The sequence below is a fragment of the Terrabacter sp. 2RAF25 genome (assembly GCF_052115265.1).
Lineage (GTDB): Bacteria > Actinomycetota > Actinomycetes > Actinomycetales > Dermatophilaceae > Terrabacter.
The window spans coordinates 354,232-375,914 of sequence record NZ_JBFRGJ010000002.1 but is presented as its reverse complement, the minus strand read 5'-3'; the positions used below and the strand labels follow the sequence as shown (position 1 = coordinate 375,914).

Annotated in this window: 20 protein-coding genes and 1 pseudogene; 14 read left to right on the top strand and 7 right to left on the bottom strand. The window is 70.0% G+C overall.

Going from position 1 to position 21,683, the window contains the following annotated elements; translation table 11 throughout:
* Window positions 1-16: 16 nt before the first annotated feature.
* The 4 genes from AB4091_RS04990 to AB4091_RS04975 all read right to left on the bottom strand — a co-directional run bounded on the left by AB4091_RS04990 (window position 17) and on the right by AB4091_RS04975 (window position 3,398).
* Window positions 17-430, bottom strand: a complete 414-nt coding sequence (locus AB4091_RS04990; protein ID WP_442290619.1) for a universal stress protein — start codon at window positions 428-430, stop codon at window positions 17-19.
* Window positions 431-443: 13 nt separating this feature from the next.
* The gene (locus tag AB4091_RS04985; protein WP_442290618.1) at window positions 444-1,259 is read right to left on the bottom strand and encodes an ATP-binding cassette domain-containing protein; all 816 of its coding nucleotides are present in this window, start codon (window positions 1,257-1,259) and stop codon (window positions 444-446) included.
* A gap of 1 nt (window position 1,260) precedes the next feature.
* Window positions 1,261-2,331, bottom strand: coding sequence for an ABC transporter permease (locus tag AB4091_RS04980; RefSeq protein ID WP_442290617.1), 1,071 nt, complete (start codon window positions 2,329-2,331; stop codon window positions 1,261-1,263).
* A gap of 113 nt (window positions 2,332-2,444) precedes the next feature.
* A complete protein-coding gene (locus AB4091_RS04975; RefSeq protein ID WP_442290616.1) occupies window positions 2,445-3,398 on the bottom strand; it encodes a substrate-binding domain-containing protein in 954 nt (317 codons plus the stop codon).
* Between the two features lie 433 nt (window positions 3,399-3,831).
* Between AB4091_RS04975 and AB4091_RS04970 the strand changes: the two genes are divergently transcribed.
* The 11 genes from AB4091_RS04970 (at window position 3,832) to AB4091_RS04920 (ending at window position 17,116) form a co-directional block, all read left to right on the top strand.
* Window positions 3,832-4,836, top strand: a complete 1,005-nt coding sequence (locus AB4091_RS04970) for a Gfo/Idh/MocA family protein (RefSeq protein WP_442290615.1) — start codon at window positions 3,832-3,834, stop codon at window positions 4,834-4,836.
* 13 nt (window positions 4,837-4,849) lie between these two features.
* Window positions 4,850-5,884, top strand: coding sequence for a 5-dehydro-2-deoxygluconokinase (gene iolC, locus AB4091_RS04965; RefSeq protein ID WP_442290614.1), 1,035 nt, complete (start codon window positions 4,850-4,852; stop codon window positions 5,882-5,884).
* Entirely contained in the window at window positions 5,881-6,813 is a 933-nt protein-coding gene (locus AB4091_RS04960) for a Cgl0159 family (beta/alpha)8-fold protein (RefSeq protein WP_442290613.1), read from the top strand. The genes iolC and AB4091_RS04960 overlap by 4 nt, the downstream gene beginning before the upstream one ends.
* Window positions 6,810-7,715 (top strand): 5-deoxy-glucuronate isomerase, encoded by a 906-nt coding sequence (gene iolB / locus AB4091_RS04955; protein WP_442290612.1) that lies wholly within the window; start codon window positions 6,810-6,812, stop codon window positions 7,713-7,715. The genes AB4091_RS04960 and iolB overlap by 4 nt, the downstream gene beginning before the upstream one ends.
* Window positions 7,712-9,676, top strand: a complete 1,965-nt coding sequence (gene iolD / locus AB4091_RS04950; protein WP_442290611.1) for a 3D-(3,5/4)-trihydroxycyclohexane-1,2-dione acylhydrolase (decyclizing) — start codon at window positions 7,712-7,714, stop codon at window positions 9,674-9,676. Before iolB ends, iolD begins: the two co-directional genes overlap by 4 nt.
* Before the next feature lie 31 nt (window positions 9,677-9,707).
* On the top strand, window positions 9,708-10,589 hold the full coding sequence (locus tag AB4091_RS04945) for a sugar phosphate isomerase/epimerase family protein (protein ID WP_442290610.1): 882 nt from the start codon (window positions 9,708-9,710) through the stop codon (window positions 10,587-10,589).
* A 57-nt stretch (window positions 10,590-10,646) separates the two neighbouring features.
* Window positions 10,647-12,146, top strand: a complete 1,500-nt coding sequence (locus AB4091_RS04940) for a CoA-acylating methylmalonate-semialdehyde dehydrogenase (protein ID WP_442290609.1) — start codon at window positions 10,647-10,649, stop codon at window positions 12,144-12,146.
* A gap of 87 nt (window positions 12,147-12,233) precedes the next feature.
* The gene (locus AB4091_RS04935; protein ID WP_442290608.1) at window positions 12,234-13,166 is read left to right on the top strand and encodes a TIM barrel protein; all 933 of its coding nucleotides are present in this window, start codon (window positions 12,234-12,236) and stop codon (window positions 13,164-13,166) included.
* Between the two features lie 45 nt (window positions 13,167-13,211).
* Entirely contained in the window at window positions 13,212-14,216 is a 1,005-nt protein-coding gene (locus AB4091_RS04930; RefSeq protein ID WP_442290607.1) for a Gfo/Idh/MocA family protein, read from the top strand.
* Between the two features lie 182 nt (window positions 14,217-14,398).
* Entirely contained in the window at window positions 14,399-16,216 is a 1,818-nt protein-coding gene (locus AB4091_RS04925; RefSeq protein WP_442290606.1) for an amino acid permease, read from the top strand.
* Window positions 16,217-16,219: 3 nt separating this feature from the next.
* Window positions 16,220-17,116 (top strand): universal stress protein, encoded by an 897-nt coding sequence (locus AB4091_RS04920; RefSeq protein WP_442290605.1) that lies wholly within the window; start codon window positions 16,220-16,222, stop codon window positions 17,114-17,116.
* Between the two features lie 208 nt (window positions 17,117-17,324).
* Here the strand turns inward: AB4091_RS04920 and AB4091_RS04915 are convergent, their stop codons facing one another.
* A complete protein-coding gene (locus AB4091_RS04915; protein ID WP_442290604.1) occupies window positions 17,325-17,768 on the bottom strand; it encodes a ferritin-like domain-containing protein in 444 nt (147 codons plus the stop codon).
* 113 nt (window positions 17,769-17,881) lie between these two features.
* Between AB4091_RS04915 and AB4091_RS04910 the strand changes: the two genes are divergently transcribed.
* Together AB4091_RS04910 and AB4091_RS04905 are read left to right on the top strand one after the other, a co-directional pair.
* The gene (locus tag AB4091_RS04910; RefSeq protein WP_442290603.1) at window positions 17,882-18,748 is read left to right on the top strand and encodes an aldo/keto reductase; all 867 of its coding nucleotides are present in this window, start codon (window positions 17,882-17,884) and stop codon (window positions 18,746-18,748) included.
* Between the two features lie 9 nt (window positions 18,749-18,757).
* Window positions 18,758-18,958: a hypothetical protein gene (locus AB4091_RS04905; protein ID WP_442290602.1), complete on the top strand. Its 201-nt coding sequence runs from the start codon at window positions 18,758-18,760 to the stop codon at window positions 18,956-18,958.
* On the opposite strand, the gene AB4091_RS04900 is transcribed toward AB4091_RS04905, so the two are convergent.
* Window positions 18,955-19,557: a dihydrofolate reductase family protein gene (locus AB4091_RS04900; protein WP_442290601.1), complete on the bottom strand. Its 603-nt coding sequence runs from the start codon at window positions 19,555-19,557 to the stop codon at window positions 18,955-18,957. The genes AB4091_RS04905 and AB4091_RS04900 overlap by 4 nt on opposite strands.
* 127 nt (window positions 19,558-19,684) lie before the next feature.
* Window positions 19,685-19,771, bottom strand: a pseudogene (locus AB4091_RS04895) (DUF5701 family protein); the annotation flags it as partial.
* A gap of 272 nt (window positions 19,772-20,043) precedes the next feature.
* Between AB4091_RS04895 and AB4091_RS04890 the strand changes: the two are divergent.
* Window positions 20,044-21,576 carry an HD domain-containing phosphohydrolase gene (locus tag AB4091_RS04890; protein WP_442290600.1) on the top strand — a complete coding sequence of 511 codons (1,533 nt, stop codon included), beginning with the start codon at window positions 20,044-20,046 and terminating at the stop codon, window positions 21,574-21,576.
* Window positions 21,577-21,683: the final 107 nt, after the last annotated feature.

Here is a 21,683-nt window from a genome sequence, read left to right as displayed (position 1 = left end):
TCTGTCCGGAGCCATCTCATCGGGGGCTCTTGACGACGAGCACCGGCACGTCGGCGTCGAGGATGATGTTCTGCGCCACGCTGCCGAGGAACGCCTTGCCCATCGGCGAGCGCCGGCGCGCCCCGATGACGAGCAGGTCGGGCCCGAGCTGCCCGACCGCGCCGAGGATCGCCTCGGAGACGTCCGAGATGTCGCGCCCACCGGCGACGAGCCGTACGTCCCAGCGCACGTCCGGCAGCGCGACCGCCGCGAGGGCCTTCTCGACGGCATCCGAGATGCCGGCCTTGTTGGCCTCCGCGATGTCGTTGTCGAGCGACTCGACGACGTGGACGACGACGAGGTCCGTGCTGCGGTATGCCGCCTGGCGGGCCCCTTCCTGCAGGGCGAGATCGCTCGAGCTGCGGGTGTGGTGGGCGACAGCGACGCTCATGACGTCACCCCGCTCACTTCTGCAGCTCGTGCGAGAGCTCGGCGAGCTCGTCCCCGCCGGCCATCTGCCGGGTCAGCTCGTCGAGAGCCACCTCGGACCGCTTCTTGTCGAGCACGGCCTGGCCGAGCTTGAGGATGACGAAGTGGTTGCCGACGAGGTACGCGTGGTGCGGGTTGTGCGTGATGAAGACGACGCCGAGGCCGGCGTCACGAGCCGCGGCGGTGTACTTCAGCACGACGCCCGACTGCTTGACGCCGAGGGCGGCGGTCGGCTCGTCGAGGATGAGCACGCGAGCACCGAAGTAGACGGCGCGGGCGATGGCGACGCACTGGCGCTGGCCGCCGGAGAGCGTGCCGATGGGTTGGTCGATGTCCTTGACGACGATGCCCATCTTGCGCAGCTCCTGGTCGGCGATGCGCTTCATCTCGTTCACCTTGAGCGGCGCGAACGGCCATCGACCGCTCACCTGCTCGGAGCCGAGGAAGAAGTTGCGCCACACCTCCATGAGGGAGACGACGGCGAGGTCCTGGTAGACCGTCGCGATGCCGTGCCCCAGGGACTCACGGGGGGAGGAGAAGGTGACCTCCTTGCCGTCGACCTTCATGGTGCCCTCGTTGTGGGGGTGCAGGCCGGCGATGATCTTGATCAGCGTCGACTTGCCGGCGCCGTTGTCGCCGAGGACGCAGGTCACCTCGCCGGCATTCACCGTCAGGTTGATGCCCTTGAGGGCGCGGATCGCGCCGTACGTCTTGCCGATGTTGCTCATCTGGACGAGCGGTTCGCCGCGGTGCAGGTTGCTGTCCGCGTGGTCTGCCAGGGTGTCGGTCATGTCAGCCCACCTTCCGGGCGGTCGAGAGCTTCTTGACGTAGAGGTTGACCATCACGGCGAGCAGGAGCATGACGCCGAGGAAGGCCTTGAACCAGTTGGGGTCCCACCCGGCGTAGACGATGCAGAGGCTGGTCATGCCGAAGATGAAGGCGCCGATGGCGACACCGATCGCGTTGCCGTAGCCGCCGGTGAGCAGGGTGCCACCCACGACGGCGGCGATGATGTAGAGGAACTCGTTGCCGACGCCGTTGCCGGCCTGGATGGTGTTGAAGTTGTAGAGGTAGTGCATGCCGGCGAACCAGCCGAGGAACGCCACCGTCATGAAGAGGCCGATCTTGACCCGGGTCACGGGCACGCCGACCGCTCGAGCCGAGTCCGAGTTGCCTCCGACCGCGTAGATCCAGTTGCCGACCTTGGTGCGCTGGAGCAGGTACGCGGACACGGCGACGAAGAGCAGCCACCAGATGACCGTGATCTGCAGGGTGACGGACCCGATCTGCCACTCGTGGGCGAACACCCAGTTGAGGGAGTCGTAGCCGGCCATCTGGTTGATGTTGGGGCTGGACACCGACCCGGTGACGAGCTTGGTGACGCCGAGGTTGGCGCCCTGCAGCACGAAGAATGTGCCCAGGGTGATCAGGAAGCTCGGGATCCCGGTCCTCATGACGAGGTAGCCGTTGAGGAACCCGATCGCCAGGCAGAGCACGAGCGAGAGGATCGCGCCGACCCAGAGGTTGATCCCGAGCTGGTAGCAGAACATCGCGTTGAAGAGCCCGGCAGTGGTGACGATGACACCGGCCGAGAGGTCGAACTCTCCGCCGATCATCAGCATCCCGACCGCGACGGCGACGATGCCGATGGTGGAGGACTGGTAGAGGACGGTGAAGAACGAGGCCGGGCTTCGGAAGGCCGGCGCGACGATGAGGAAGAAGAGGAAGATGACGACCGCGGCGACGAGGGCGCCGATCTCCGGCCGGGCCAGCAGTCGGTTGGACCAGCCGAGGGTGACCCGGTTGGACGCCTCGGCCGGGGCCGAGGGCGAGGGGCCGGTTTTGACGGGGGTGCTACTCATGACAGCTCCAGTGCTGTTCGGCGGGGGCCGGGCTGCCCAGACAGGTTGCCCAGACAGGCTGCCCAGACGGGCTGCCCAGACGGACCTGGACGGGCCCGGCCCCCCGGAGGCGGTTAGCGAGTGTTCTGCTTGATGAACGGGAGGACCTGGGCGATGTTCGTCTTGTCGACGAACGAGGGCCCGGTGAGCACGGCCTGGCCGCCACCGAGGACGTTCCCGTTCTTCTTGAAGAGGTAGAGCTGGGTGATCGCCATGTAGCCCTGCAGGTATGGCTGCTGGTCGATGAACCACTCGATCTTGCCGTCCTGGACCGCCTGCGCCGCGGCGGGGTTGGTGTCGAACGTCCCGATCTTGACGTTGACCCCGGCGCCCTGAGCAGCCTTGATCGTGTCGAGGGCCTGAGGCGCACCGAGGGTGATGACCCAGTTGATCGACTTGTCCTCGGTCAGCTTGGCCTGGATGGCGGTGGTGACGGCGGCGTCGTCAGCGCCGTTGACCTGCAGGTTCTCGGTGGCCGGGAAGGAGTCCTTGACGCCCGCGCAGCGGTCCTCGAGGGCCACCGACCCGGTCTGCTGGATGGTGCAGAGGATCTTGGTGGCGCCGGCGGCAGCTGCCCTCTTGCCGGCCTGCTGCCCGCCCAGCTTCTCGTTGGAGGCGAAGTGCGTCAGGGCGCCCGCCTTCTGGAAGAAGTCGATGCCGGAGTTGAAGGTGTCGACGGGGATTCCGGCGTCGACGGCCTTCTTGATGGTGGGGATGAGCGCGTCGGGTGTGACCAGCGTGGTCGCGATGCCGTCGACCTTGGAGTCGATCGCGTTCTGGATGAGGACCGCCTGCTTGCTGGCCTCCGGATCCGACGAGTACTTCAGCGTGGCCCCGGTGTCCTTGGCGGCCTGTTGCGCGCCGGCCTTGATGCGGTCCCAGAAGGTGTCGCCCGGTGTCTCGTGCGTGATCATCGCGAAGGTGTAGCCGCTGTTACCGCCGCCCCCGCCGCCGCCGCCCGTGGACGACGTGGTGGGGGCGCCACCGCCGCTGCAGGCGGCGAGGGTGACGGCGGCGGCCGTGGCCATGCTGGCAGCGGCGATCAGTCTCTTGCGAGTCCGAGTCGGAGTCATCGTTGATTCCTTTCGTTGCGTCGCGTGGCCCGGTCGCCGGAGTGACGCGACGATCTGTGACGGTTGTCCCGTCGATCAGAGATCTGGATGTCCCGCCAGCGGTGCAGCGGGTCGTTGAGGGGCTCTCGTCGCCTGTCTCACGACGATGGCGAGGGGCGGCGGCTGGTGCGTGTCGACCTTCGCACTGGCCCCGCCGTCGCGATGGACATCGTTGTCGGTGCCCACAGTTCGCAGCGTCAGTGCCAGCGATTGGAGGATGCCCCCGTCGACCGCGTCATGTCAAGAGATTGATCAAACATCAGAATGTCCTAACATTTGGTTGACATGACGACGGTCGCCGCTGGACGATCGGTGTCACCAAGCACGAGACACCCAAGGGAGTGTGCACATGCGCATCGGACTGGCCGGAGTCGGCCGCATCGGGGCCTTCCACGCCGAGACCCTCCGCGACCTCGCCGAGGTAGACGAGGTGGTCGTCGCAGACCTGGACGCCGACGCGGCCAAGGCCGTCGCCGAACGCCTCGGAGTCGGGTATGCCGCATCGCCGGCCGAGCTGCTCGCGCAGGGGGTCGACGGCTTCGTCATCGCCACCGCGACTCCGGGGCACGCCCCGCTGCTGCGGCTCGGTCTAGAGGCCGGTGTCCCGACCTTCTGCGAGAAGCCCGTCGCGGCCACGCTCGACGAGACGATGGACCTCGCCAAGCTCGTCTCGCAGACGAGCACCCCGGTGCACATCGGGTTCCAGCGGCGGTTCGACCGCGGCTACCAGCGGGCCCAGCAGGCCGTCGCGGCAGGCGAGCTCGGCTTCCTGCACAGCATCCGAGCGCAGACCCACGACCAGGCGCCGCCACACGCCGCCTACATCCCGACGAGCGGCGGCCTGTTCCGCGACTGCTCGATCCACGACTTCGACATCATCCGCTTCGTCACCGGCCGCGAGGTCGCCTCGGTCTACGCCACCGGCGCCAACAAGGGGGCGCAGTTCTTCACCGAGGCGGGCGACGTCGACACGGCCGCCGCCGTGCTCACGCTCGACGACGACACGCTCGTCTCCCTCTCGGCGACGCGCTACAACGGGGCCGGCCACGACGTACGCATGGAGGTCCTCGGCAGCGACGGCACCCTCGGCGTCGGCTACGACGACTCCCTCGCCGTCACCTCGGCCGAGCCGGGCGCCACCTACCCGGCCGGCCCGCGCCACTGGTCGTTCATGGAGCGCTTCCTCCCCGCCTACCGCGCCGAGCTGACCGCCTTCGCCGCTGTCGCCCGCGGCGCGCTGGTGTCGCCCTGCACCGTCGCGGACGCCCTCCAGGCCTTCCGCGTCGCCGAGGCGTGCGAACTCTCCCGCCGGGAGGGGCGCCCCGTGTCCCTCGACGAGATCCCGAGCCTGTGAGGACGTCGCACCGATGAGCACCCAGCCACCCACCCCAGCCGGCCCGGCCGCCCGAGCCGACGAGACGGCATACGACGTCGTCGCGATCGGGCGCACCGGCGTCGACATCTACCCGCTCCAGCACGGCGTGGGCCTCGAGAAGGTGCGCACGTTCGAGAAGTTCCTCGGCGGCAGCGCCACCAACGTCACCGTGGCGGCCGCGCGGCACGGCCACCGCGTCGCCCTCATCACCCGCACCGGCAAGGACGCCTTCGGCCGCTACATCCACGAGGCTCTGCAGGACTTCGGCGTCGACGACAGGTTCGTCAGCGCCGTCGACGGGCCGCCCACGCCGGTCACCTTCTGCGAGGTCTTCCCGCCCGACGACTTCCCGCTCTACTTCTACCGCTACCCGGCCGCCCCCGACCTGCTCATCGAGCCCGACGAGATGCCGCTCGACGCCATTCGCGACGCAGGCGTCTACTGGTCGACGGTCACCGGGCTGTCGCAGGAGCCGAGCCGGGCCGCGCACTTCCGCGGCTGGGAGGCCCGCGGCCGCCGCACCCACACCGTGCTCGACCTCGACTACCGCCCGATGTTCTGGGCCGACCCGGCCGAGGCGAGCAAGCAGGTCGGTCGCGCCCTCGAGCACGTCACGGTAGCCGTGGGCAACCGAGAGGAGTGCGAGGTCGCTGTCGGCCAGACCGATCCGCAGCGGGCAGCCGACGCGCTGCTCGAGCGCGGCGTCGAGCTCGCCGTCGTCAAGCAGGGGCCCAAGGGCGTGCTGGCCGCGACCCGCGACGAGCGCGTCGAGGTGCCCCCGTTCCCCGTCGAGGTCGTCAACGGTCTCGGGGCCGGGGACGCCTTCGGCGGGGCGCTCTGCCACGGCCTGCTCGAGGGCTGGGACCTGCGGCGGGTTCTCGAGTTCGCCAACGTCGCCGGCGCGATCGTCGCCAGCAGGCTCGAGTGCTCGACCGCCATGCCGACCTCGTCGGAGGTCGAGGAACGCCTCGCCGGTGCCCACTCCCACGCCAACCCGTTCGCCGCCGTCGCCGAGGAGGCACGATGACCACCACGCACCCACCCACGACGCCCGGCCTGGGCGCAGGTGTCGCCGTTGCCGTCGCCGACCTCACCGAGATCCGCGTGCGTGAGCCCGGCCGCATCGCCGCCGGGTGGGCGGCCCGTGAGCACCGGCCCCTCGTGCGCGAGGACGGCCGCATGCTCCTCGTCGCCGCCGACCACCCTGCCCGCGGCGCCCTCGGGGTGCGCGGGGCGGGTGCTGCGATGGCGAGCCGCAGCGACCTTCTCGAGCGACTCGTCACGGCACTCGGCCGACCCGGCGTCGACGGCGTGCTCGGCACGCCCGACGTGCTCGACGACCTGCTGCTCCTCGGCGCGCTCGAGGGCAAGATCGCGATCGGCTCGATGAACCGGGGCGGCCTCCAGGGGGCCAGCTTCGAGCTCGACGACCGGTTCACCGCCTACAGTGCCGCCGAGATCGCCGCGCGTGGCCTCGACGGCGGCAAGATGCTGACACGCATCTGCCTCGACGACCCCGGCACCGTCGCGACCCTCGAAGCGAGCGCCCGCGCCGTCACCGAGCTCGCCGAGCGACAGCTCATGGCGATGGTTGAGCCGTTCCTCTCGACGCGCGAGGGTGGGCGTGTGGTCAACCAGCTCGACCCCGACTCGACGATCAAGTCGATCCACATCGCCGCCGGCCTCGGCGCCTCGAGCGCGCACACCTGGCTCAAGCTGCCCGTCGTCGACGAGCTCGACCGCGTCATGGACGCGACCACCCTTCCGACGCTGCTGCTCGGCGGCGACCCGCAGGGCGACCCGCAGGACACGTACGCCTCGTGGGGTCGCGCCCTCGACCTGCCGGCCGTGCGCGGCCTCGTCGTGGGCCGCGCGCTCCTCTTCCCGCCCGACGGTGACGTCGCCGCGGCCGTCGACATCGCGGCCGGGCTGGTCCACGGCGGGGGCACGGCATGAGCTGGCACCACCCCTTCGGCACCACGGCACGCGACGGCTGGGACGTCGTCGTCGAGCCGGACTCCTCGGGCTGGGAGCACACGGGGATGTATGCCGGCCGTCTGTCCGACGGTGACGCCCGCACCCTCGAGGGCGGCCACCGTGAGCACGTCGTCGTGCCCCTCTCGGGGTCGGTGCACGTGGCCGTCTCGGGGGCGTCCGGCGAGCACGAGGCGAAGCTGGCCGGCCGCCGGTCGGTCTTCGCCGGAGCCTCGGACGTCGCGTACGTGCCGGCCGGGTCGTCCCTCACGGTGACGGCCGTCGGCGACGCCCGGGTCGCGGTCGTCTTCGCCGTGACCGACTCGGGTGAGGCGCGCTTCCCGTTCCGGCACGTGGCCGCCGACGAGGTGCCGGTCGAGCTCCGTGGCGCCGGCACCGCGTCGCGCGAGGTCCGCAACTTCGGCATCCCGGGGGTGCTCGGCGCCGACTCGATCATCGCCTGCGAGGTCATCACGCCCGGCGGCAACTGGAGCTCCTGGCCGCCGCACAAGCACGACGAGGAGCGGCCCGGCGAGGAGACCGCGCTCGAGGAGATCTACTACTTCGAGGTGGCCCCCTCGGCCGGCACGCCCGCCGCTGCCGGCACCGACCCCATCGGCTACCAGCGGGTCTACGGCACGGCGCACCGCCCGATCGACGTGCTCGCCGAGGTGCGCGACGGCGACGTCGTGCTCGTGCCGCACGGCTGGCACGGTCCGGCCATCGCGGCCCCCGGCTACGACATGTACTACCTCAACGTCATGGCCGGTCCCGGTGAGGAACGTGCCTGGCTCATCTGCGACGACCCGGCCCACGGCTGGGTGCGTGAGACCTGGGCGGACCAGCCCGTCGACCCCCGACTTCCCCTTGGAGGCACCCGATGACGCGTGACCTGCAGACCGACGCCGCCGCGAACGGTGCAACCGTGCGTCTCACGGTGGCGCAGGCCGTGGTGCGCTTCCTCGCCAACCAGTGGAGCGAGCGCGACGGCGAGCGGCAGAAGCTCTTCGCCGGCTGCTTCGGCATCTTCGGCCACGGCAACGTCGCCGGGATCGGTCAGGCGCTCCTCCAGAACGAGCTGGCCGATGGCGAGGAGCACCTCCCTTACGTCCTGGCCCGCAACGAGCAGGCCATGGTCCACACGTCGGTGGCGTACGCGCGTCAGAAGGACCGCCTGCAGACGTGGGCCTGCACCGCATCGGTCGGCCCCGGTTCGACGAACATGCTGACCGGAGCCGCGCTCGCGACGATCAACCGGATCCCGGTGCTGCTGCTGCCGTCCGGCACCTTCGCGACCCGGGTCAGCGCACCGGTGCTCCAGGAGCTCGAGCTGCCGTATGCCGCCGACGTGACGGTCAACGACGCCTTCCGCCCGCTGTCGAGGTTCTTCGACCGCGTCAGCCGGCCCGAGCAGCTGCCGTCCGCGCTGCTCGGCGCCATGCGGGTGCTCACCGACCCGGTCGAGACCGGCGCCGTGACGATCTCGCTGCCCCAGGACGTGCAGGCAGAGGCCCACGACTGGCCCGTCGAGCTCTTCGCCACCCGCGTGTGGCGGGTGGCCCGTCCGCTTCCCGAGGCCGTCGACATCGAGGACGCCGCGGCGGTGATCCGCTCGGCGAAGCGGCCGCTCGTCGTCGCCGGCGGAGGCGTGCACTACTCCGGCGCCGAGGAGGCGTTGCGGGCGTTCTGCGAGTCAACCGGCATCCCGGTCGGCGAGTCGCAGGCCGGCAAGGGCTCGCTCCCGCACGGCCACCCGCAGGAGATGGGCGCCGTCGGCTCGACCGGCACGACTGCTGCCAACGCGCTCGCTGCCGAGGCCGACGTCGTCATCGGCATCGGCACCCGATGGAGCGACTTCACCACCGCCTCGCGAACGGCCTTCCAGGACAAAGGGGTCCGCTTCGTCAACATCAACGTCGCCCGCTTCGACGCCGGCAAGCACTCGGGGCTCTCCGTCGTCGCGGACGCACGGGAGGCGCTGACCGCCCTGACGGCAGCACTGCAGGGGTATGCCGTCGACGACGCCTACCGGTCACGCCAGGCGAGGCTGTGGGCCGAGTGGGACGCGGCCGTCGAGGGCGCGTTCCACCCTCCGACCGAGGTCACCGACAAGCTCGCCGAGGGCCTGCTCACCCAGGGCCAGGTGCTCGGCGCCGTCAACGAGCTCACCGACCCGCGCGACGTCGTGCTCTGCGCCGCCGGCTCGATGCCCGGCGACATCCACAAGCTCTGGCGGGTGCGCGACCGCAAGGCGTACCACGTCGAGTACGGATACTCCTGCATGGGCTACGAGGTGCCCGCGTCGATCGGCATCCGCCTCGCGGACGAGACGCGTGACGTCTTCGCCATGGTCGGCGACGGCGGCTACCTCATGATGCCGACCGAACTGGTGACCGCCGTGCAGGAGCGGGTCAAGGTGGTCGTCGTGCTCGTGCAGAACCACGGCTTCCACTCGATCGGCTCGCTGTCCGAGTCGCTCGGCTCGCAGCGCTTCGGGACCTCCTACAGGTTCCGGGGTGAGTCGTCCGGGCGTCTCGACGGCGACGTCCTGCCCGTCGACCTCGCCGCCAACGCCCGCAGCCTCGGCGCCCACGTCATCGAGGTGCACTCGCTCGACGAGCTGCACCAGGCGATCAAGGAGGCCAAGGCGTGGCCGACGGACGGTGGTCCCGTCGTCATCCACGTCGAGACCGACCCGCTCGTGCACGCCCCCGACAGCGACTCCTGGTGGGACGTCCCGGTCTCCGAGGCCAGCGACCTCGAGTCGACGCGCACGGCATACGGCGAGTACCTCGACCACAAGGCCACCCAGCGCCCCCTGCTCTCCCCGCCCCGCGCGGACTGAAACCTCTGGCCGACAAAGGAGTTCGCCCCTCATGAAGTTCGCCCTCGACCCCTACATGTTCCGCGAGGCACCGCTGCTCGAGCTGCCCGGCCTCGTCGCCGACCTCGGCTACGAGTGGATCGAGCTGTCCCCGCGCGACGACTTCATCCCGTTCTTCAACCACCCACGCGTCGACGACGGCGGGGTGGCCGCCTTTCGCAAGGCGCTCTCGGCCGCCGGTGTCGGCGTCTCGTCAGTGCTGCCGCTCTTCAGGTGGTCCGGGCCCAGCGAGGAGGACCGACAGGCCGCGGTGCGCTACTGGAAGCGCGCCATCCAGATCGCCTCGCTGCTCGGCGTAGACACGATGAACTCCGAGTTCAACGGCAACCCGCGCGAGGCCGCTGCCTGCGAGCGGATGTTCTGGCGCTCGATGGAGGAGCTGCTGCCCGAGTTCGAGAAGGAGGGCATCCGGCTCGTGCTCGAGCCGCACCCCGACGACTGGGAGGAGGACGGCAAGCGCGCCGTCGACATCATCCGAGGGATCAACAGCCCCAACGTCAGCTTCCTCTACTGCGCGCCGCACACGTTCCACCAGGGCGACGACTGCGACGGGATCATGGACAAGGCCGGCGACCTGCTGACGATGGTCCACGTCGCCGACGCCTACGACCACACCGCGTCGTCGGGGCTGCGCTACATCGTCAACCCGCCCGGATCGCAGGTCACGGTGCACCAGCACCTCGACATCGGCCAGGGCGAGGTCGACTTCGACCAGTTCTTCCGCGGGCTCGAGCGCATCGGGTTCGACGGGATCGTCACCTCCTGCGTCTTCGCCTGGGAGGACCGCGCTCGCGAGTCGACCGAGTACATGCGCGACACGATCCGCTCCTACCTCGACAAGTGGTCGACGCCGCCCACGTTCGTCTCCCCCTGACCGCCCCGAAGCCCGCCACCCGGCATACGCCCGCTGTCTCACCCCGAAGGATCCACCATGAGCACGCCCACCCGCATCACCCACCTCATCGACGGCCAGTCGTGGAGCGGCACCGCCGAGCGCACGTCGCCCGTCTTCAACCCCGCGACCGGTGAGCAGACCGGCGTGCTCGACCTCGCCTCGGCGGCACTCGTCGACGAGGTCGTGAAGTCGGCCGCTGCGGCCTGGGAGTCGTGGGCCGACGCCTCGCTCGCCAAGCGCGCCCAGGTGCTCTTCGCGTTCCGCGAGCTGCTCAACTCCCGCAAGGACGAGATCGGCGCGCTCATCACGGCCGAGCACGGCAAGGTGCTGAGCGACGCCGTCGGCGAGGTGACGCGCGGCCTCGAGGTCGCCGAGTTCGCCTGCGGCATCCCGCACCTGCTCAAGGGCGGCTTCAGCGAGAACGCCTCGACGAACGTCGACGTCTACTCGATCCGACAGGCCGTCGGGGTCGTCGCCGTCATCTCGCCGTTCAACTTCCCGGCCATGGTGCCCCTGTGGTTCATCCCGATCGCCATCGCCTGCGGCAACTCCGTCGTGCTCAAGCCGTCGGAGAAGGACCCGTCGGCGGCGCTCGCCATCGCCGCCCTCTGGAAGGAGGCCGGCCTGCCCGACGGCGTCATGCAGGTCGTGCACGGCGACAAGGAGGCCGTCGACGCGCTGCTCACGCACCCCGACGTCAAGTCGGTGTCGTTCGTCGGCTCGACGCCGATCGCGAAGTACGTCTACGAGACGGGCACGGCCCACGGCAAGCGCGTCCAGGCCCTCGGCGGCGCGAAGAACCACATGCTCGTGCTGCCCGACGCCGACCTCGACCTCGCCGCCGACGCCGCGGTCAACGCCGGATTCGGCTCGGCGGGGGAGCGGTGCATGGCCATCTCGGCCCTCGTCGCCGTCGAGCCGATCGCCGACGAGCTCATCTCGAAGATCCGCGACCGCATGGGCAAGCTCGTCACGGGCGACGGCACGCGCGGCGCCGACATGGGGCCGCTCGTGACGAAGCAGCACCGCGACAAGGTCGCCGGCTACCTCGACTCCGGGGTGGCGGACGGTGCGACGCTCGTCGTCGACGGTCGTGAGAGCGACTTCGACGCCGACGGTGACGGCTACTTCCTCGCGCCGACCCTCTTCGACGGCGTCAAGCCCGGCATGTCGGTCTACGACGACGAGATCTTCGGCCCGGTGCTGTCGGTCGTGCGCGTGCACTCCTACGACGAGGGGCTGAAGCTCATCAACTCCAACCCGTACGGCAACGGCACCGCGATCTTCACCAACGACGGCGGCGCGGCCCGCAAGTTCCAGCGCCAGGTCGAGGTCGGAATGGTCGGCGTCAACGTGCCGATCCCCGTTCCCGTCTCGTACTACTCCTTCGGCGGCTGGAAGAACTCGCTCTTCGGCGACACGCACGCCCACGGCATGGAAGGCGTCCACTTCTTCACCCGGGGCAAGGTCGTCACGTCCCGCTGGCTCGACCCGAGCCACGGCGGCCTCAACCTCGGCTTCCCCCAGAACGACTGACGAGGTACGCGGGGACGCCCGTCCCCGCGTACGCAGCCCAACGCGTACGTACGCCTTCACCCCTTCCCCCTGAGAGGACCCCGAACGATGGCCGAGTCCAAGGCCCGCAACACCGACGAGCGTTACAGCAAGCTGACGATCGGCGTGTGTCCCGACCAGTGGGGCGTGTGGTTCCCCAACGACGACAAGCAGATCCACTGGGAGACCGCCCTCGACGAGATGGCCGAGGCTGGCTTCTCGGTGATGGAGACCGGCCCGTTCGGCTACTTCCCCAAGGAGTCGGCGCGCCTCAAGGACGAGATGGACAAGCGCGGCTTCCGCGTCGTCGCCGGCACCGGCTGGGGCATCCTGCACAAGCAGGAGGCGTGGGCCGACACGGAGAAGACGTTCCGTGAGATCGCCGAGACGCATGCCGCCGTTGGCGCGGAGTACATCGTGCACCTGCCGCCGCTCTTCCGTGACGACAAGACGTGGGAGTTCACCGACGACCGCACGCTGTCGACGGAGGCGTGGAACGCGTACATCAAGAACGCCGACAGGCTCGGTCGCATCATGAAGGAGGACTACGGCCTCACGATGGTGCTGCACCCCCACGGCGACAGCCACATCGAGACTCCCGAGGACATCGACCGCATCTTCCAGGCGACCGACCCCGACTACGTCGGCTTCTGCCTCGACACCGGCCACGTCGTCTACGGCGGCGGCGACCCGGTCGAGCTGTGCCGCAAGTACCCCGAGCGCATCTCCTACGTCCACATCAAGGCGATGGACGAGGGGCTCGTGAAGCAGGCGCACGACGAGGACTGGCCGTTCGGTCTCGCCGTGGCGAAGGGCTGCTCGGTGCGGCCGCCCGCAGGTGCCCCCGACATGCCGCCGCTCATCGAGGCCCTCGCCGACCTCGACAAGGAGCTGTACGTCGTGTGCGAGCAGGACATGTACCCGTGCGACCCGTCCTACCCGCTGCCCAACGCCATCCAGACCCGCGAGTACCTCGCGTCCATCGGTCTCGGCCTGCTCTGAGCCGTTGAGGCTCAAGGCGATTCACTGACGAAGGAGTCAACGACAATGACTGTTCGCATCGGGATGATCGGTCCCGGCGGCATGGGCCAGGCCCACATCGACCGCATCCACACCGTCATCGCCGGCGGCCGTGTCGTCGCGGTCGCCGACGTCGACGAGGTGCGCGCGAAGGAGGTGGCCGCGCGGATCGACGGGACGGCGTACGCGTCGTCGGCGGAGCTGATCGCCTCCGACGACGTGGATGCGGTCATGATCTGCAGCTACGGCCCGGCGCACGAGGTCGACGTCCTGGCGGCGATAGCCGCCGGCAAGCCGGTGTTCTGCGAGAAGCCGCTGACGCCGACCGCCGAGGCCGCGCTGCGGATCATGGAGGCGGAGCAGAACGGTGGGCGTCGTCTGGTCACAGTGGGATTCATGCGCCGTTTCGACCGCAGCTACCGGCAGATGAAGGCGCTGCTCGACTCGGGCGAGCTCGGTGAGACGCTCATGGTGCACTGCGCGCACCGCAACCCGACCGTGCCCGAGCACTACACGTGGGACATGGCGATCAACGACACCGCCATCCACGAGGTCGACACGATGCGCTGGCTGCTCGGCGAGGAGTTCGTCTCGGCACGCGTCGACAAGCCGAAGAAGACGTCGCTGCGGTTCGAGCACCTGCAGGACCCCCTCGTGCTCATCCTCGAGACCGAGTCGGGCGTGCGGGTCGACGACGAGATCTTCGTCAACTGCCAGTTCGGCTACGACATCCGCTGCGAGGCCGTCGCCGAGAAGGGCACCGTGTCGCTGGGCGACCAGAACGCGATCGTGGTGCGCGACGGCGTCGGGGTCCGGAACGCGATCGCCCGCGACCACAACGACCGCTTCTGGGGGGCGTTCGTCACCGAGGTCCAGGAGTGGATCACTGCTGTTGCCGCCGGCCAGCACACGGGGTCGACGTCGTGGGACGGGTATGCCGCCGCGTGCGTCTGCGACGCCGGTGTGCGGGCGCTCACCGACGACGGTGTGGTGAAGGTCGAGATGATCGCGAAGCCCGACTTCTACGCCTGACCCGGGTTCCCCCGCGGCCTTTGCCGAACCTTCGACGCACGTGGACAGATGTGTGCATCCGTGGCTACTTTGGGCAGATCGTCGCGGGGGCGGTCAGCCTCCGCGGTCCGATCGAGAGGGCCGTCCCATGTCTCGTCACGTGAACCCCTGTCCCTCAGCCACGTCGGATCGGTCGGCCTGACGTGGCCGGCGCGGGCCCGGAGCTCAAGCGGGCGCTCAACCAGCGGCAGCTGACCATGATCGCCATGGGCGGCGTGATCGGGGCAGGCCTGTTCGTCGGGTCCGGGACCGTCATCCACGACACCGGCCCGGGGTCGTTCATCACCTACGCGCTGTGCGGCGTCCTCATCATCATGGTGATGCGGATGCTCGCGGAGATGGCCGTGGCCAACCCCTCGACCGGGTCGTTCGCGGACTACTCCCGCAAGGCGCTCGGCGACTGGGCCGGCTTCTCCGTCGGGTGGCTGTACTGGTACTTCTGGGTCATCGTCGTGGGCTTCGAGGCCGTGGCCGGAGCCAAGGTCATCAACTTCTGGCTCCCGGGCGTGCCGACGTGGGTGCTCAGCCTCGTGCTCATGCTCCTCATGACGGGCACCAACCTGATCTCGGTCTCGTCGTTCGGCGAGTTCGAGTTCTGGTTCGCGGGGATCAAGGTCGCGGCGATCATCGCCTTCCTCGCCTGCGGCGCCCTCTTCGTCTTCGGCATCTGGCCGAACGCCGACCTCGACTTCAGCAACCTCACCGCGCACGGTGGCTTCTTCCCCAACGGCGGTCTGGCGGTCACGGCGGGTGTCGTGACGGTGATCTTCTCGATGGTGGGCGCCGAGATCGCGACCATCGCCGCCGCTGAGTCGGACAACCCGGAACGGGCCGTCTCCAAGGCTGCGAACTCGGTCATCACCCGCATCGCCATCTTCTTCGTCGGCTCGATCTTCCTGCTCGCGGTCATCCTGCCGTGGAACTCGGCCACCCTCCAGGCGTCGCCCTACGTCGCGGCCTTCCAGAAGATGGGCATCCCGTACGCCGACCACGTGATGAACGCGGTCGTGCTCACCGCCGTGCTCTCGTGCCTCAACTCGGGCCTCTACACCGCCTCCCGGATGCTGTTCGTGCTCGCTGCCCGCCGTGAGGCGCCGGCGTCGATGGTGTCGGTCAACTCCCGGGGCGTGCCGATGGTCGCCATCCTCGCCTCGTCGGTCGTCGGCTTCCTCGCGGTCATCATGGCCGCGGTCTCGCCCGACACCGTCTTCTCGTTCCTGCTCAACTCGTCCGGTGCCGTCATCCTCTTCGTCTACCTGCTCATCGCCGTCTCGCAGATCCTCCTGCGCTACCGGGGCGACGCGTCGACGCTCAAGGTGAAGATGTGGTGGTTCCCCGCGCTCTCGGTCATCACGGCATTGGCGATCGTGCTCGTGCTCGTCCAGATGGGCCTGACCGCGGACGTGCGGATCCAGCTCGTGCTGAGCCTCGTCTCGTTCGGCATCGTGCTCGTGCTCTTCTTCATCAACCGGGCCCGCATCGCGCGTCTGCCTGCGCGGGTGTCGCCCGCGCTTTCCGGTGAGGCGCGTCGCGTCCTGGTGCTGGCCAACCAGACCCTCGAGGCCGACGAGCTCATGCACGAGCTCCAGCGCATCGACACGATGGGCAAGGCCACCTACTACGTATGCGTGCCGGCCAGTGCCGTGGAGACGGGCACCGCTTCGACGCACGGTGCCGTGTCCGTCGCCGAGGCGACCACGGAGGCCGCGCAGGCGCGGCTGGACCGGACGCTCGAAGCCCTGCGGGCGCACCACCTGGACGCGACGGGCGGGCTCGGCGACTATCGCCCGCTGCGTGCCCTCCGGGCGGCGGTCAGCGAGTTCCACCCCGACCAGATCGTCATCGTGACGCTGCCGGCGTCGGACTCGATCTGGCAGCGCTTCGAGGTCGTCGACCGCGCCGGTGAGCTCGGTCTGCCGGTGACCCACGTCGAGGCCGCCTCGCTCGCCGTGCAGGCGTGAGCCGTGACGATCGTCGTCGCCTTCACGGCGCAGGACAGCGGCACGTCGGCGCTCGAGCTGGCCGCCGTGCTGTCACGGTCCACGGGCGAGCCCCTCACCGTGGCGGTCGTCGTGACGACTCCTCAGGCGGCGGGTGCCGTGGAGTTCGTCGACGGCAACTACCTCGGCCCGCTCAGAGCCTGGGGTGAGTCCGTGCTCGAGCAGGCGCGGGAGTCTCTGCCTCCCGACGTCCGGTCGAGCTTCGTCGTGCGTGCGGCATCGTCCATCCCGGCAGGGCTGCTCGACCTGGCAGCCGAGGTCGGGGCGTCCGCGCTCGTGCTCGGCTCCTCGAGCAAGGGTGCGCTGGGCCGCATCTCCTTCGGAAGCGTGACGGACCGGCTCGCGCACTCGGCGCCCCTGCCGGTGCTGCTCGCTCCACGGGGCTATCGGCCGGCGCCGGGGTCCCGCCTTCGACGGGTGACGATCGGGTTCGGCGGGTCCTCGGGTGCGGCACACGTGGCGACTGCCGCGGCCGGCCTGGCCGCTTCGGTCGGGGCGAGCCTTCGCGCGGTGTCGTTCGCTGTCAGGCCGCCCAAGAGGCTCTACGGCAGCGTCGAGGAGGCGGCCGACGACCTCGTCGTCGACCGGTGGTTGGCCCGCACGACGAGTGCTCTCCGAGCCCAGGTGGGAGCGCTGGACGCTGCGCTGGCCGAGCGCCTCGCGCGGTCGCTCGTGGTCGGTGAGGGTGTCTCGTGGAGCGCGGCGATCTGGGACGTCGAGTGGAGTGACGGCGACCTGCTCGTCGTCGGACCGAGCTCGTCGGCCCCGGCAGCCCGGTTCTTTCTCGGCTCGCGCGCCTCGAAGATCGTCCGGTCGTCGCCCGTGCCGGTCTACCTCGTGCCGGCTCCCCGCGGCGGCTGAGTCCGCTCTGCGCCAGACCGGTCTCTGTCATGGCGAGGTAGGGCCCGGGTGCTCCCGCGAGGCGGTCATCGCGGCCGTCGGCGAGTGCGACGCCACAGGGTCGTGGGGCACGCCGAAACGCTCGGATCCTGCTCCCCTGAGGGGAGCGGGATCCGAGCGCTCGCACTGCTTGTGCCGCCTCCGAAGGAGGCACTCCCAGATCGGGAGATCAGTCCGCGATCTGGAGGGCCTTGACCTCGTCACGTGCTGCGACGACGGCCGCGTGCTGACGAGTCACGACGTCGCGGAAGCCGGCGCTGAGGTCCTGCTTCAGGGCCTTCTCGTACTCCGTGACCGCGTGGTCCTCACCCGTGACCGCGGCGCCGAGGACGCTGCCCGCGTCGTCGCCGGTCAGGGCGTCCTTGAGCGCGATCCAGCCCCGGTGCACGGCTGCGGTGGCGGACCCACTCTTGTCGACCTCGTCGCCGTACTCGTGGCCCATCGCGACGATCTCGCGGTGGAAACCCGCGCGCTGCTCTGACAGTCGCTGCAGCGTCGTCGCCCACTCCGGGCGGTCGTCATTGCGCAGCTTGTCTGCGGCTGAGGCGAATCCGCGCTCGCCGTCCTTCAGCGTCTCCACGAGCTCCTTGGCGGCCTTGGCGTCATCCGACATGTTCACTCCTTCGCTCGATGTGCTGGTCCTCCCAGTCCTACCCGCCGAGCGAACCGCTCAACCGGGGTCCCGGCTGGTTGCCTCGAATCGGGCGGTGGTCGAAGGTGGAGGGTATGGAGAAGCGAAGGCTCGGCCGGCTGGGGCACCAGAGCTCCGTGCTCATCTACGGCGCAGCGGCCCTGGCCGAGGTGACCCAGGACGTCGCAGACGCCTCGATCCAGGAGGCCCTCGACGGCGAGATCAACCACTTCGACGTGGCTGCCAGCTACGGCGAAGCCGAGCTGCGGCTGGGACCGTGGATGCCGCAGATCCGCGACCGGATCTTCCTGGCGACCAAGACCGGTCGTCGTGACCGCGAGTCCGCGTGGCGCGAGCTCAACGCCTCGCTCGAGCGGCTTCAGACCGACCGCGTCGACCTGCTGCAGCTCCACGCGATCGGCGATCTCGGCGAGCTTGACCTGGCCACCGGGCCGGATGGGGCGCTCGAAGCTGCGGTGCGCGCCATGGATGAAGGGATCGTGGGCGCCGTCGGTGTGACCGGCCACGGAGAAGAGGCCGCGCAGACCCACCTCGAGGCGTTGCGACGCCACCCGTTCGCGACCGTGCTGACCCCGCTCAACCCGGTGCTCTGGCGCGACGACACCTACCGGACGGCCTACCGCGCGTTGGTCGACGAGGCGCGCCGTCAGGACGCGGGGCTGATGACGATCAAGACGGTGGCGCGACGCAACTGGCCGCAAGGGGCCGACCAGACGCACACGACCTGGTACGAGCCGCTGCAGCAGCAGGACGCGATCACGGCGGCGGTCTCGTGGGTGCTGGCGCACGACGAGGTCGCCGGCATACCGACGGCGGGCGACGTGAGGCTGCTGGGCATGCTGCTCGAGGCCGAGCGCAACCGGATCTCACCGGAGGCCGCCGAACGGGAGCTGTCCGGCGACGACCACTACGCGTCACCGTTCGTCGAGATGCCGATCTGACCCCTGTCGATGACGTACTTCTGGACGGCCGTGGGTGGACTGCTCGCGAGCGGGATCGGCCTGATCGTCTGGGGGTCGCTCACCGGACCCGATAGCGCGGGCCGCGACGTCGAGGCGCGACGAAACCGCGAGATGCAGATCGGCGCCGTGCTGGTGGGGGTCTCGCTGCTCGTCCTGGTGGTCGCCTACCTCACGGCCGACTGGCCCTAGGGCTGGTCCGTGCGCACCGGGTAGCGCAGGTGTGTCACTCCGACCCCCTCGACGACGGTCGGGTTGCCGAGGATGGCCGGCGCGTCGGTGAGGTGGTCGAAGAGCCGCACCCCGCCGCCCAGCAGGATGGCTGCTACGTCGACCTGGAGGTAGTCGAGCAGTCCGGCGTCGAGGCACTGCTGGATGGTGTCGGCCCCGTGCACGGCGACGGACTTCCTGCCCGCGGCGGCCTGGGCCTGCCGGACCGCGCTCTCGATGCCGTCGGTGACGAAGTGGACCGTCGACTCGGGTCGCGGCCAGCCCTCGGGGACCTCGTGGGCGAGCACGAAGGCCGGACCCCACGCATGGTTGCCGCCCCAGCCCTGCGCGGTCTCGAACGTGCGGCGGCCGGTGATCAGCGCGCCGAGCCCTGACGTGAGCTCGTGGAAGTGCTGCGCGCTCGGCTCGGACATCGTGAACGTCATGGGGTCCGAGCCGCCCGCCTCGACCGCGACGTCGCCGGAGCCGAAGTACCACGCGAAGACTCCCATCACGTCGCCGTCGGGGCCGGCGACGTAGCCGTCGAGCGACATGGACATGATCGCGATGACGTCGGTCATGGTGGTGGTTCCTCTCCGTCGGGTAGGCCCTGCCAGCGAGGACCGTCACCCTTCCATCGAACTGGACGACGTCGTTTCGACAGCCGTTCGAGCCTCGTCTTTCGTCGACGAGGGCGGCGCCTGCGAGTCAGATGGCCCGTCGCCCCACGGCGAAGGCGAACCCCACCCAGGTGTGCCGGTTGCCGGCCCAGCACCAGCCGACCTTGGGTCCGCCTCGTCGCGCACGCGCTCATCGAGTCGCAGCAGCGGCGCGAGGGCCGAGATGTCGAGGCTGGATGCGGGCACGAGGTCCTCCAACGCTGGTATCGATCGAACTTTGGGGAGCAGGCTGGTCCCGAGGTCTGCCCCCCTGACCTGGGGGACGGCGGCGAACCCACTCCCAACCCTGACGGAGTGGGTTCGCTGACGTGCGGAGCACGCGCCGTCGCGTCGGTGAGTGCGTCGGAGCTCGCCAGGAGGGTCATCGGGCGGCGCTAGAATTCGGACGTGCTGGCCCGGGTCGGGATCTCGGGGGTGGTGGCCGCGCTCTCGGTGAGCAGTGACCTTACTCGTGGGCGCCCGGCCGGCGAGGCGATGCGCGCGTGCCTGGTCGCCACCGAGCTGGCTCGTCGAGACGGCCGACCTGCCTCCCGCATCGGAGAGGTCTACTACGCGACCCTGCTGCGCTTCGCCGGCTGCGCCGCCACCTCGCACGAGCTGGCCGCATCGTTGGGCGGCAACGACATCCAGGTCAGGTCCGCGGGAGACCTCGTCGACACGGCCCGCCCGGTCGAGGCCCTCCGCCTCCTCGCGGGTCTGGGGACCGGCGTCGATCGACTCCGTGTGCTGGCCCGGGCTCCCCGTGTGCCCGGCCTGGTCGCGTCCGGCGCACGTGCCGACTGCGAGGTGGGTGCACAGCTGACGTCGCTGCTGCGGCTTCCGACAGCGGTGATGGACTCCGTGCGGTGCGCCTTCGAGCGGTACGACGGCAAGGGGGTGCCGGAGGGGTGGACCAGAGAGCAACTCCCCGAGCCAGCTCGCTATGCCGCCGTCGCGCACGCGGCGGTCATGTTCGATGCAGAGGCCGGCCACGCGTACGCCGTGGAGAACGTCACCCAGTGGTCCGGACGCGCGCTGGACCCGGCCGTCACCGCCACGTTCCTGGCCGCATCGCACGAGCTGCTCGAATGCTCGGCTACCGACGACGTGTGGGCCGCGGTCGTCGCGGGCGAGCCCGAGCCGCGCCGCTTCTTCCGCGACGAGGTCCACCTTGACGAGGTGCTGGCAGGGTTCGGTGACGCGGCAGACCTGAAAGCGCCCTTCTTCCAAGGACATTCGCGCGGTGTGGCGATGCTCGCGCGGGCGGCGGCCGACTCGCTCTCTGGAGTCGACCCGTCTGTGGTGCACCGCGCCGGGCTCGTCCACGACCTGGGGCGGGTCGCTGTGCCCACCGGGGTGTGGGAGCGGCCCGGTGCGCTGCGACCCGAGGAGTGGGAGCTCGTGCGTCTGCACCCGTACCACTCGGGCCGCATCGTCGCCCGCTCTCCAGTGCTGCAGCCGCTGGCCTCGATCGTGAGCCGACACCACGAGCGGCTCGACGGCTCCGGCTACCCGAGGGGCGTCACAGCCAGCGAGCTCGACCCCGCCACAAGGCTTCTCGCCGCCGCCGACGTCTGGCGGACGCTCGGGGAGCCCCGTCCACATCGGGCGGCGTTGACGCCGAAGGATGCCGCGCGGGTCATCTCCTCGCTCCCGCTCGACCGTGACGCCGTGCGCGCGGTTCTCGCTGCCGACGGCGGTCCGCGACCGACCTTCCCACCGCTGCCGCTCGAGCTCACCGAGCGTGAGCTCGAGGTGCTGCGGCTGCTGGCGGCCGGGCTCACCAAGAAGCAGATCGCGGAGCGCCTCTTCATCTCGCAGTCGACGGTGCACACCCACACGGTGCACGTCTATGCCAAGTGCCAGGTCACCACGCGAGCAGGCCTCGCGATGCTCGCCATGCGGCACGGTCTCGCGGCACTCTCGGACCCGGCCCCGTGAAGCGGTGTCTTCCGTGCCTCGTGGGTCCGGCAGGCATCGACCGAACAGTCGATGTGCGCGTCACCCGGTCGTTCCTAGCGTGGGTGGCAGATCGACGACCGACCTGA